This window comes from Gaiella sp., assembly GCF_035558935.1.
GTDB lineage: Bacteria > Actinomycetota > Thermoleophilia > Gaiellales > Gaiellaceae > Gaiella.
This window is the reverse complement of record NZ_DATMBZ010000042.1, coordinates 1-12,068: the sequence shown is the minus strand read 5'-3', so window position 1 is coordinate 12,068 and position 12,068 is coordinate 1. Positions and strand designations below refer to the sequence as shown.

The following is a 12,068-nucleotide window of genomic DNA, read 5'->3' as shown; positions in this document are numbered from 1 at the left end:
GTCGGGCAGGAAGTGCATCTCGATCTTGATCTGACCGTCGCCCTTGCAGGTCTCGCAGCGGCCACCCCGGACGTTGAACGAGAACCGCCCCGGCTTGTAGCCGCGCACCTTCGCCTCGGGCGTCAGCGAGTAGAGCTCGCGGACGTGGGTGAAGAGGTCGGTGTAGGTCGCCGGGTTCGAGCGCGGCGTGCGGCCGATCGGCGTCTGGTCGATCTCGATCACCTTGTCGAAGCAGTCGATCCCCTCGACGGCATCGTGGGCGCCGGGCTTGACCCGCGTCTTGTTGAGCCGGTTCGCGAGCGCCTTGTAGACGATCTCGTTGACGAGCGTCGACTTCCCGGAACCGGAGACCCCGGTGACGGAGACGAACTTCCCTACGGGGAGCTCGACGTCGACGTCCTTCAGGTTGTGCTCGCGCGCTCCGACGACGCGGAACCAGCCGCGATCCTCGGTGCGGCGCTCGGGCACCTGGATCCGGCGCCTCCCGGAGAGGAAGTCGGCCGTCACCGAACGGGGGTTTCGCATCACGTGCGTCGCGGTGCCTTCTGCGACGACCTCACCGCCGTGCTCGCCTGCCCCCGGCCCCATGTCGACGAGCCAGTCGGCGGTGCGCATCATCTGCTCGTCGTGCTCGACGACGAGGACGGTGTTCCCGAGGTTCCGCAACCGCTCCAGGGTTCCGATGAGGCGGCCGTTGTCGCGCTGGTGGAGGCCGATCGACGGCTCGTCGAGGATGTAGAGCACGCCGACCAGCTGCGAGCCGATCTGCGTCGCGAGCCGGAGCCTCTGCGCCTCGCCGCCGGAGAGCGTCCGCGCGGCGCGGTCGAGGTTCAGGTACCCGACGCCCACGTCGTCGAGGAATGTCAGCCGCTCGCGGATCTCCTTCAGGATCCGCCGGCCGATCAGCTCCTCCGTCGGCGTCAGCTCGAGCTGGTCGACGAACCGCAGCGCAGCGGTCACCGACTGCTGCGAGAACTCGTGAATCGACTTCTCGCCCACCGTGACGGCGAGCACCTCGGGCTTCAGCCTCGCCCCGTGGCATACGGGGCACGGCCGCATCGACATGTACTCCTCGATCCGCTCGCGCTGCTGGGACGAGTCGGTCTCGCGGTACCGCCGCTGGAGGTTTGCGACGAGGCCCTCGAACGCCATCGTGTACTGCCGCTTCCGGCCCATCCGGTTCCGGTACGTGACGAGGATGCGGTCGCCGCCGGTGCCGTGGAGGAAGCGGTCCTGCTCCTCGCGATCGAGCTCGCGCCACGGCGTCGTGAGATCGATCTCGTAGCGGTCGGCGATCGCCTTGATGACGGATTCGTAGAAGCCCTGGCCGCCGAGCGACCACGGGACGAGCGCCCCCTCCTCGAGCGAGAGGCTCGGGTCGGGGACGAGCAGGTCGGGGTCGATCTCGAGCTGCGAGCCGAGCCCCGTGCAGCGCGGGCAGGCGCCGTGCGGCGCGTTGAAGGAGAAGATGCGCGGCTCGAGCTCGGGGAGCGAGACGCCGTGCTCGGGGCACGCGAAGTTCTCGCTGAAGAGATAGGAATCGCCGTCGACCACGTCGATTCCGACCAGGCCCTCCGCCAGGCTGGTCGCGGTTTCGATGCTCTGCGTGAGGCGTTGCCGCAGGTCGGGCTTCATCACGAGCCGGTCGACGATCACCTCGATCGTGTGCTTGAACTTCTTGTCGAGGGTGATCTCCTCCTCGAGGAGGCGCTGCTCGCCGTCGACCTTGACGCGGGTGAAGCCGTCGCGCCGCAGCTCCTCGAGGACGTCCCGGTACTCGCCCTTGCGGTCGCGCACGACGGGCGCGTTGACCGTGAACTTGGTCCCTTCCGGGAGCGCGAGCACCTGCTCGACGATCTGGTCGAGGCTCTGCCCGGCGATCGGCCGTCCGCAGATCGGGCAGTGCGGTCGCCCGACCCGGGCATAGAGCAGCCGGAGGTAGTCGTAGATCTCGGTCACCGTGCCCACCGTCGAGCGCGGGTTGCGCGAGGTCGTCTTCTGGTCGATCGAGATCGCCGGCGAAAGCCCGTCGATCGAGTCGACGTCGGGCTTCTCCATCATTTGCAGGAACTGGCGCGCGTACGCGGAGAGCGACTCGACGTAGCGCCGCTGCCCTTCGGCGTAGATCGTGTCGAAGGCGAGCGACGACTTGCCGGACCCGGACAGCCCGGTCACGCAGACGAGCGCATTGCGCGGCAACGCGACGGTGACGTTCTTGAGGTTGTGCTCGCGGGCTCCGTGGACGACGAGCTGGTCGGCGGACATACGGCGTCCAGTCTATCGGGAGAACATACGTTCGTCCAAGCGGCCGCCTTCGTCGGAAATCGGTAGTTCTCCGCGGGCGCCACCGCGAATTTCCCGATGGCAGCCGGCGGCCGAGGCGTAGCGTCGTCTCGACCGCCGTCATCGGCCCGACGACGCCTGCGGGCGTGCAGGCACCACCGGCCGTCTGTTAGACGCCGATTGGACCGGGCAGCGACGGTGACCGCATCGCTCGAAGAAGGACAAAGGAGGAGAGATGCGACGCATCGTGATCACGACCGGCGCCGTCGTTGTCGTGCTCGCGACGGCACTCGTCGGAGCAACACCGATCCTGGCGGACGACCCGCCCGCCACCGATCTCGTGATCGGGTATCCACCGCCGTGCGACGACCCCGACGCCGTGAGCAACGTCGGCGTTGAGTGTTCCGGCGTCGAGGCCGTGGACTCCATTGGCCCGATCTCACCCGAGATCCAGACCTCCGCGGCCGCGACCGCGCGGGCCGACACGGCCCTCGTCGCTGCCGAGGGGCCGGAGGCCCTCCGCAAGAACTGCCGTCTTCACTCGGAGGTGGTCCTGTACTCGCCGCTCGACTGGAACCGGCTGGCGTCGACGCTCGCTGCAGAGGCTTCGCACTGTGCCGACTACTACGTCATGGTGCCCGCTCCGGAGGGGAACAAGACGACCCCTCGCGCAGACCAGGCGTGGCGGATTCGCGCCCTAGGGCCACGGTTCCACGCTATGGCTGAGGCCCACCTCGGAGGGTGGCAGACGTGGGTCACCACGAACAACAAGACCTGGAGGGAGGCCGGTCGGCTCTTCCGCCAACGCATGACGACCGCAGGCTACGACGTGGCCCTGGGTGACATCTGGGCAATGAACGAGGTTCCCGCAAGCGTTCGCCAGGGCGCCGGCCAGGCTCGGAGGAACCTGCTCGATTTCCTCGCGGGCCTCTACGAGGGCGACGGCTCCGCCCCGACGCAGGGGCTCGTGTTCATCGCGGGGTTCGGGCAACGCACGCAGAACCTCTCGACCTACCTCGCGAACATGCGCGGCTGGCTGTCGGACGATGCCTTCTGGGCCGAGGCGGACGGGTACGTCCGCTTCTGGGGCCAGGAGGTCTACGGTGACGTGCGCGCGTGGGCGGTCCCCGAGACACCCCGCATGACGCGCGCACAGCACGTGATCGACTACGTCATGCACCCCGATCTCCTCGCGCGCGCCGGCGGCGACCGCACCGCCGTCGCGGAATCGTTCCTCCGGCGTACGTACGCTCCCGTTGCGAACGCGGCGTGGAGCTACACGTCGTCGTTCGGATTCACCGACGTCGACTACCTCCTGATGCAGCACTTCCTGTCGGAGCAGGTGCTCGCGATCAGGCACGACGCGGGAACACATCCGGCCGAGGGGCCCGAGGGACGCCTCGGGTTCGCCTGGGCGCCCCGCAACAACAGCGGCGAGTCGGACTTCCCGGTGAAGACGGGCGCCCTGCTGAAGCGACTGGCCTCGTCACTCGCGAACGCCTACGCGCAGGGCGGCAGCTCGCAGATGGGCGCCTGCGGCCCGCCCGGCGACCACGTCTGGTGCGAAGGCTCCTACGAGGGAGCGTTGTTCAACGAGGGCTGGGACGTCTTCTCGAACCCCTGGACGTAGCCGCCCGAGCATGAGACACCGTCCGGTGCCCGGCCTCGAGTCGGGCACCGGACGCCCGACGTCGAGCGTCAGGCTTTACGGGCCCGGCGGCCGAAGACGAGGCCGCCGAGGGTGAAGCCGAGGCCGAAGGTGCCGACGGCGAAGGCACCGATCGCGACGCCCTTCCGCCACATCGACATCTGCTGCCAGCGCCCGAGCGCCTCGCGCTCCTGCTCCGTCAGCTCCTCGCCGCGACGCTGTTTGCGCAGCGCGCCGCCGGCCTGCAGGCCGAGATAGAGGTCGTCGAAGATCTCGGGGCCGTCGGACACGCGATCGAGTGTATAGCCTCGTTCGGCTCGTGCCCCGCGCGCCAGGCCACCGACCGGTCGTCGCCGCCTTCGACGTGGACGGCACGCTGACGACACGCGACTGCGTCACGCCGTTTCTCCAGCGCACCGCGGGGCTGCGGCTCTGGACGACGCTGCTCCGTCATCCGGTCACGCTGGGAGCGGCCCTGCTGCACCGCGACCGCGACCGTCTGAAAGAGCTCGCGTGCAGCGCGCTCCGCGGCAAGGACGGAGCGGAGCTCGAGCGCGTCGGGCGGTCGTTCGCGGCCGAGATCGCCTCGACGCGGCTACGAGACGACACCGTTGCACGGCTCCTCCGTCACCGCGAGCTCGGCCACACGGTGCTGCTCGCGTCCGCCTCGCTCGACGTCTACCTCGAGCCGCTCGGCGAGCTGCTCGGCGCGGACGGCGTCGTCTGCACGATCCTCGAGCGGGGCGCCGACGAGCGGCTCACGGGGCGCCTTCTGGGCGAGAACTGCCGTGGCGCGGAGAAGGCGCGCCGCGTGCGCGAGTGGCTCCGATCGTCGGGGCTCGCGGACGCAACCCTCTGGGCCTACGGCGACTCAGACGGAGACGCGGAGCTCCTCGAGCTCGCCGACCATGCCTATCGGGTCGACCGCGTCCGCCTCGGGCCCGAGCCGGCGTGAGACTCGGCGACGGGGCTCGTGAGACCGTCTACGATGGGGCCGCCGTGTCGGACGCCCTGACCACGCTGCGCCGCGAGCTCGCGCAGATCGAGGACCTGGGCATCGCATCGCGGGTGCTCGAATGGGACCAGCTCGTGATGATGCCGCCCGGCGGCGCACAGACTCGTGCCGAGGGCCTCGCGACGCTGCACCGCCTCGCGCACGAGCTGTTCGTGCGTGACGAGATCGGCGAGCTGCTCGAGCGGCTGCGCCCCGAGGAAGCTGATCTCGACCCCGACTCCGACGATGCCTGCCTGATCGCGGTCACGCGTCGGGACTGGGAGAAGGCGCGACGTGTCCCCGCCGACCTTCGGGCCGAAATGACGAAGCTCTCGTCCGAGGGCGTCGAGGCCTGGGCCCAGGCACGCGCGAACGACGACTACGCCTCGTTCCGCCCCTGGCTCGACCGCACGCTCGAGCTCAAGCACCGCTACATCGAGTGCTTCCCGGCACCGGACGACCCGTACGACGTCCTGCTCGACGACTTCGAGCAGGGCATGCGCACAGCCGAGGTCCGCCGGGTGTTCGATCGGTTGGAGCCTGCGTTACGCGACCTCGTCGACGCTGCCTCCGGTGAGGATCTGGAGCCGTTCGTCACCGGGCCCTACCCGAGGGAGGCGCAGCACGAGCTCTCGCTCGTCGTCGCCCGGGCCTTCGGCGCAGTCGACGACGTCTTCCGTCTCGATCCGACCGTCCACCCCTTCTGCACCTCGTTCGCCACGCAGGACGTGCGGATCACGACCCGGTACGCGGAGGACGACCTCCACGGAAGCTCGATCTTCTCGACCATGCACGAGGTGGGCCACGGCCTCTACGAGCACGGCGGGGACCCGGCACTCGACCGCAGCCCGCTCGCAACGGGCTGCTCGTCCGCGCTGCACGAGTCGCAGAGCCGGCTCTGGGAGAACGTGATCGGACGCTCGCAGCCCTTCTGGCGCTGGTTCTATCCGCAGTTCCGTGACGGCTTCGCGGGCGTGCTCGCGGACGTCCCGCTCGAGCGCTTCCACCGTGCGATCAACCGCGCGCGACCCTCGCTGATCCGTGTCGACGCCGACGAGACGACGTACGGGCTCCACATCATCCTCCGCTTCCAGCTCGAGCAGGAGCTGCTCTTCGGCGGCCTCTCGACCGCGGACCTGCCGGACACGTGGAACACGCGGATGGAGGAGCTCGTCGGCGTGCGGCCGCCGAACGACCGCGTCGGCTGCCTCCAGGACGTCCACTGGTCCGGCGGCATGTTCGGCTACTTCCCCACATATCAGCTCGGCAACGTCCTCTCGGTGCAGATCTGGGAACGGCTCGTCGCCGACCTCCCGGACGCGTACGAGCAGGTCGAGCACGGGTCGTTCGGAGAGATCTACGAATGGCTCCGCGAGCACCTGTACCGGCACGGGCGCAAGTTCGAGCCGTCCGTGATGATCGACCGCCTCGTCGGAGGCCCGATCGACCCCGAGCCGTACCTCCGCTACCTCGCGGACAAGAACGCCTCGCTGGCCGCCGCCTAGCGGCCTCCCCCTGAAGTGCGTCAGCCGGATGGACGTGTCCGATGGCGGATGGCGCCATCTTGAATGCAATACATGCAATCTGGTTGTATGCTTCGCGATGGCGATGCCCAGGGCAGTGCAGATCCGTGATGTCCCGGACGAGACGGTCGCCGTCCTGCGGTCGCGCGCGGCGGCCGCGGGCATGTCGATGTCCGAGTACCTGCGCAGCGAGCTCATCACGATGGCGGGCAAGCCGACGGTCGCCGAGGTTCTGGCTCGCGCACGCGCCCGGCACGGTGGTGTCCCCACCGCCGAGATCGTTCGCATCATCAGGGAGATGCGGGACGACCCGGAGAGTCGTTGATCGTCGTCGACGCTTCGGCCGTCGTCAAGTTCCTCGCGCCGAGACAGCCGGATTGCGCCTTCGACCGACGTCTCGGGCAGGCGGAGTCCCTCCACGCGCCCCATCTGGTCGACGTCGAGGTTGCGAACGGGCTGCGCCGCTCGGTAGCCGCCGGTCTCATCGGCAGCGAGCGTGCGCTCGACGCGCTCCTCGATCTCGAGGCCATGCCGATCACGCTCTACCCACACGGCGAGCTGCTGCGCCGCGCATGGGAGCTGCGCGAAAACCTGACCGTGTACGACGCCGTCTATGTCACACTCGCCGAACTCCTGGGAGTGCCCTTGATCACGTGCGACCGCCGGCTTGCGCAGGCACCCGGCGTGCATGCCACGATCGAGCTCTTCGAGCCCTGAGCCTCAGCCGGTGTTGCGGAGCGCCGCGGCGATGCCGGCGATCGAGCGCAGCAGGGGCCGTAGCGCTGCCTCGTTTCCCGACCGCCACCGCTTGAGGAGCTCGACCTGGATCGCGTTCATCGGATCCACGTAGGGGTTCCGCAGCCGGATCGACTGCTGCAGCACGGGGTGCCGGTCGAGCAGCTCGCGCGCCTCGACGATCTCGAGCACTGCGGCGCGGGCGCGATCGTGCTCGTCCCGCAAGGAGCCGAAGACGCGCGAGGCGAGCTCGGCGTCGTCGACGAGCTCGAGGTAGCGCGCCGCGATGCCCATGCTCGACTTGGCGAGCGACATCTCGAGGTTCTCGACGAGCGCCCGGAAGAACGGCCAGCCGCCATAGAGCGAGCGCAGCTCGCCGACCGGCGCCGCTACGAGACCGGCCCCCGCCCCGAGCCACGCCGGGACGATGCAGCGGGTCTGCGTCCAGGCAAACACCCACGGGATCGCGCGCAGCGCCTCGAGGCCGCCGGGCGCGTTCGCCTCCGGTCGCGAGGCCGGGCGTGAGCCGATCTCGAGGAGCGTCAGCTCGTCGAGCGGCGTGAACGAACGCAGGAAGCGCAGCAGCTCCGGGTCGTCCCAGACGATCGACCGGTACGTCTCGTGGGCCGCGGCCGAGACCCGTTCGATGGCGTCACGGGCACACTCCGGGGCCGCATCGACAGCCCGGTTCGGGAACGCCGTCAGCAGCGTCGCGGCGAGTGCCGCCTCGAGGTTCCGCCTCGCAAGACCCGGCAGCCCGTACTTGAACGCGATCGTCTCGCCCTGCTCGGTCAGCTTCAAGCGGCCGTCGACCGCGTGTGGCGGCTGCGCGAGGATCGCCGCGTGCGTCGGGCCGCCTCCACGCCCCGCGCTTCCTCCGCGGCCGTGGAAGACGGTGAGCTCGACGCCGCGCTCCCCGGCGAGACGGGCCAGCCGCTCCTGGGCGCGGAAGATCTCCCACTGCGCCGTGATCACGCCGCCGTCCTTGCCCGAATCGGAGTAGCCGACCATCACCTCGAGCCGCGAACGCGGGCTCCGGTCGAGCAGCTCGGTGACGAGCGCCTCGGCGCCGTGCAGGTCGTCGATCGTCTCGAGGAGCGGGACGACGGTCAGCTCGAGCCCGGCGCTCGCCGCCAGCTCTTCGGCGGCGAGCACGTCCCCGGCGGAGCGCGTCATCGACACGATCAGCGTGTCGATCGCCGCGCGCCCGCGTCGGTGCTGGACGTCGGCTGCCGCGCGGAGGACCTCGCGCACACCGTCGGGATCCTCCCCGAGCGACCGTGAGTGGACGCGCAGGTCGAGCGACGGGCCGGTGAGGCCGAAGAGGTCGAGGCGGCGGCGGAGATCCGCGAGCCCTCCGTCGGCGATGCGGGATCCGCCGTGGGCTCGCAGGCTCTCTCCGACGAGGTCGAGCTCCCGACGGAGGTCGGCCGCAGACGCGTATCCGTCCGCACCGAGCCGCTCCCAGATCGCCGTGAGCCGGCGGCGGTACGGCTCGGTGGGGTTTCGGTCGGGCGGAAGCGGGACGTCTGCGACGGCGGCGTCGGCCTCGACGAGCGTGGTGGACATCCCCCACGCCGCGGCGAGCTCGCGCACGTCGCGGCGGAGGAGCTGGCGCACGAGAGCCGCGCTGCGCTCGACGGCCTCGGCCACGGTCGCAGCGCCCGCGTTCGGGTTGCCGTCCATGTCGCCGCCGATCCAGGTACCGAAGCGGAGCGGCGAGCCAGGGAGCCGCTCGTTCCACACCGCCGTGAGGGCGGCGGCGGCATCCCAGAGGCTGTCCTCGAGGAACCACAGCGCCTGGCGGATCTCATCGACGACGCGCGGACGCTCCGATCTGACCTCGTCCGTCTGCCAGAGGATGGTGACCTCCTCGGCGACCTCGCGCTCGTGAGCGGCCCGCTCGGACGGTGTGAGCCTGAGGTCGTCGAGCTGCTCGAGAAGCCCGGAGATCCGGCGGTGCTTCTCGAGGATGGTCCGCGGCAGCGCCTCGGTTGGATGGGCCGTCAGGACGAGCTCGACCGACACCTTCCGCGCGGCGTCGGCGACCTCCTGGGTCGACACGCCCTCGTGGGCGAGAACCTCGAGCGCCTCGTCGAGCGACTCCCGCAGCGTGCCGCCTTCGCGCTCGACCTCGCGCCGCCTCCGCACGCGGTGGTGCTGCTCGGCGATGTTCGCGAGATGGAAATAGACCGTGAACGCGCGCAGGACCGTCGCCTGCGTCTCGACGTCGAGCCCGGCGATCGTCTCCGCGAGCGCTCGGCTCGCTCCGGTGTCGCCCCGGCGCCCGAGCCGCGCGAGGAGCCGGATGCGCTCCTCGAGTCGGTAGACCTCCTCCCCCTCCTGCTCGGTGAGCACCGTCCCGAGGATCCCGCCGAGGAGGCGGATGTTCCCGCGGAGAGCGCTGTCGGCCGAGTCGGGAGGGCGGCTCACCGCCCCACTCTGACGCCTCGCGCTATGCGGCCGCGCGGCCGAACCGCTTCTCGGCTCGTGCGCGCGCCTTGACCGCCTCGAGCTCCCGGTCGCGCGGCGGAGCAGCGGTGACGAGGTCCTCGAGCAGGTGGGCCGTGATGTGAGCGATGTCGTCCACGGCCCTGTCGAACACCGCCTCGTTCGCCTTCGACGGCTTGGTCGAGCCGCTCACCTTTCGGACGTACTGGAGTGCAGCCGCGCGGATCTCCTCCGACGTCGCGGCGGGCTCGAAGTTGTGGAGCGTCTTGATGTTCCTGCACATGTCGTCTCCCTTCTACCTGCAGCCGGTTGCGATGGTCAGCGCGCAGCAGACGCTTTCCATCTTGTCGGGTCCGAGCGTGCAGATGCGCTCGCGGAAGTAGGCCTTCGGCAGAGCTCTCGTGTTGTCGAGCGAAAGAGCGCAGTAATCATCTTCGACATACAAGACGTACACGCCTACGCGGGCGCGTCCGCGAGCGCATTCAGCTCGCGGCGGAGCTCCTTGATCTCGTCGCGCAGCTTTGCGGCGTACTCGAAGCGGAGCTCCTCGGCGGCGACGTACATCTCCTCCTCGAGCGTGATGACGAGCTTCTCGAGCTCCTCGCGGCTCATCCCCGAGACCTCCTGCTTGCCGCGGCGCCTGCGGCCGGGGACGGTCGGCGACTCGAGCGCGAGCAGCTCGGCGATGTCGGAGACGCCCTTGACGATCGACTCCGGAGTGATGCCCTGCTCCTCGTTGTAGGCGAGCTGCGCCTCGCGGCGGCGGTTCGTCTCGTCGAGCGCCCCCTGGATCGCCTCGGTCAGCTTGTCGGCGTACACCAGCACCGTGCCGTTGACGTTGCGAGCCGCCCGGCCGATCGTCTGCAGGAGGGCCGTCTTCCCTCGCAGGAAGCCCTCCTTGTCGGCGTCGAGAATCGCGACGAGCGACACCTCGGGGAGGTCGAGCCCCTCGCGGAGGAGGTTGACGCCGACGAGCACGTCGTACTCGCCGAGCCGGAGCTCGCGGATGATCTGGATCCGTTCGAGCGTGTCGATCTCGGAGTGGAGGTAGCGCGCCTTGACGCCCGACTCGAGCAGGTAGTCGGTGAGATCCTCCGACATCTTCTTCGTCAGCGTCGTGACGAGGACGCGCTCGTTCGCCTGCTCGCGACGGCGGATCTCGCCGAGCAGGTCGTCGATCTGGTTCTTCGTCGCGCGCAGCTCGACCTCGGGGTCGACGACGCCCGTCGGGCGGATCAGCTGCTCGGCGACGACCTCCGAGTGCCGCAGCTCGTACGAGCCGGGCGTCGCCGAGACGAACACCATCTGACCCACCTTCCCGAGGAACTCGTCGAAGCGAAGTGGTCGGTTGTCGAGCGCGGAGGGAAGCCGGAAGCCGTAGTCGACGAGCGTCTGCTTGCGCGAGCGGTCGCCCTCGTACATCCCGCCGATCTGCGGGACGGTCTGGTGCGACTCGTCGATGAAGACGACGAAGTCGTCGGGGAAGTAGTCGATCAACGTGAACGGGTGCGAGCCGGGCGGGCGGCCCTCGAGGATGCGCGAGTAGTTCTCGATTCCGTTGCAGAAGCCGAGCTCCTTGAGCATCTCCATGTCGTACTCGGTGCGCTGCCGGATGCGGTGCGCCTCGAGCAGGCGGCCGTCCTTCTCGAACCTCGCCACCTGCTCCTCGAGCTCGTGCCGGATCTCGTCGACCGCGCGGTCGACCGTCGGCTTCGAGGTGATGTACTCCGTCGCCGGCCAGATCGCCAGGTTGTCGAGCTTCGAGAGCACCTCGCCGGTGAGCGGGTCGAAGTGCGAGATCTGCTCGACCTCGTCGCCGAACATCGAGATCCGGTAGGCCGTCTCCACGTTCGCGGGCTGCACCTCGACCACATCGCCGCGCACCCGGAAGCGGCCGCGGGCGAGGACCGTGTCGTTGCGGACGTACTGGGAGTCGATCAGCGTGCGCAGCATCTCGTCGCGGTCGTGCTCCGAGCCGACCTCGAGGATCAGGACCTTCTCGCGCCACTCCTCCGGTGAGCCGAGGCCGTAGATGCAGCTCACGCTCGCGACCACCACGACGTCGCGCCGTGTCAGCAGCGAGCTCGTCGCGCCGAGCCGCAGCCGCGCGATGTCGTCGTTCTGCGAGGAGTCCTTCTCGATGTAGAGGTCGGCCTGCGGCACATACGCCTCGGGCTGGTAGTAGTCGTAGTAGGAGACGAAGTACTCGACCGCGTTGTCGGGGAAGAACTCGCGGAACTCGTTGCAGAGCTGCGCGGCGAGCGTCTTGTTGTGCGCGATCACGAGCGCGGGGCGCTGGAGCTCCTCCATCACCCACGCCATCGTCGCCGTCTTGCCGGTACCGGTGGCACCGAGGAGCGTCTGGCCGCGGTTCCCCGCGCGGAGCGACTCCGCGAGCTCCGCGATCGCGCGCGGCTGGTCGCCGGTCGGCCGG

10 protein-coding genes are annotated in these 12,068 nt (G+C 69.5%); 5 read left to right on the top strand and 5 right to left on the bottom strand.

Translation table 11 applies throughout. The annotated features are described in order from the left end of the window. On the bottom strand, positions 1 to 2,265 hold a 2,265-nt coding region (gene uvrA / locus VNM44_RS04305; RefSeq protein WP_325622997.1), incomplete at its 3' end, for an excinuclease ABC subunit UvrA. 253 nt (positions 2,266 to 2,518) lie between these two features. On the opposite strand from uvrA, the gene VNM44_RS04300 reads away from it, so the two are divergent. Beyond that, a complete protein-coding gene (locus tag VNM44_RS04300; RefSeq protein ID WP_325622995.1) occupies positions 2,519 to 3,913 on the top strand; it encodes a hypothetical protein in 1,395 nt (464 codons plus the stop codon). Positions 3,914 to 3,981: 68 nt separating this feature from the next. Here VNM44_RS04300 and VNM44_RS04295 read toward each other — a convergent pair whose 3' ends face one another. Beyond that, positions 3,982 to 4,221 (bottom strand): hypothetical protein, encoded by a 240-nt coding sequence (locus tag VNM44_RS04295; protein ID WP_325622993.1) that lies wholly within the window; start codon positions 4,219 to 4,221, stop codon positions 3,982 to 3,984. 29 nt (positions 4,222 to 4,250) lie between these two features. On the opposite strand from VNM44_RS04295, the gene VNM44_RS04290 reads away from it, so the two are divergent. From VNM44_RS04290 to VNM44_RS04275, 4 genes are all read left to right on the top strand, one after another. Further along, entirely contained in the window at positions 4,251 to 4,886 is a 636-nt protein-coding gene (locus VNM44_RS04290; protein WP_325622991.1) for an HAD-IB family hydrolase, read from the top strand. A gap of 44 nt (positions 4,887 to 4,930) precedes the next feature. Continuing rightward, complete coding sequence (locus tag VNM44_RS04285) at positions 4,931 to 6,430, top strand: carboxypeptidase M32 (RefSeq protein ID WP_325622989.1); 1,500 nt, start codon at positions 4,931 to 4,933, stop codon at positions 6,428 to 6,430. 103 nt (positions 6,431 to 6,533) lie between these two features. Then, positions 6,534 to 6,773, top strand: coding sequence for a FitA-like ribbon-helix-helix domain-containing protein (locus VNM44_RS04280; protein WP_325622987.1), 240 nt, complete (start codon positions 6,534 to 6,536; stop codon positions 6,771 to 6,773). Continuing rightward, complete coding sequence (locus tag VNM44_RS04275; RefSeq protein ID WP_325622985.1) at positions 6,770 to 7,165, top strand: type II toxin-antitoxin system VapC family toxin; 396 nt, start codon at positions 6,770 to 6,772, stop codon at positions 7,163 to 7,165. The genes VNM44_RS04280 and VNM44_RS04275 overlap by 4 nt, the downstream gene beginning before the upstream one ends. 3 nt (positions 7,166 to 7,168) lie before the next feature. Here the strand turns inward: VNM44_RS04275 and VNM44_RS04270 are convergent, their stop codons facing one another. From VNM44_RS04270 to uvrB, 3 genes are all read right to left on the bottom strand, one after another. Further along, the gene (locus VNM44_RS04270; protein ID WP_325622983.1) at positions 7,169 to 9,616 is read right to left on the bottom strand and encodes a phosphoenolpyruvate carboxylase; all 2,448 of its coding nucleotides are present in this window, start codon (positions 9,614 to 9,616) and stop codon (positions 7,169 to 7,171) included. Positions 9,617 to 9,638: 22 nt separating this feature from the next. Beyond that, positions 9,639 to 9,917 carry a DUF2277 domain-containing protein gene (locus VNM44_RS04265; RefSeq protein ID WP_325622981.1) on the bottom strand — a complete coding sequence of 93 codons (279 nt, stop codon included), beginning with the start codon at positions 9,915 to 9,917 and terminating at the stop codon, positions 9,639 to 9,641. Positions 9,918 to 10,090: 173 nt separating this feature from the next. Continuing rightward, positions 10,091 to 12,068 (bottom strand): excinuclease ABC subunit UvrB (uvrB, locus tag VNM44_RS04260; protein WP_325622979.1); only part of this gene is annotated, 1,978 nt, incomplete at its 5' end.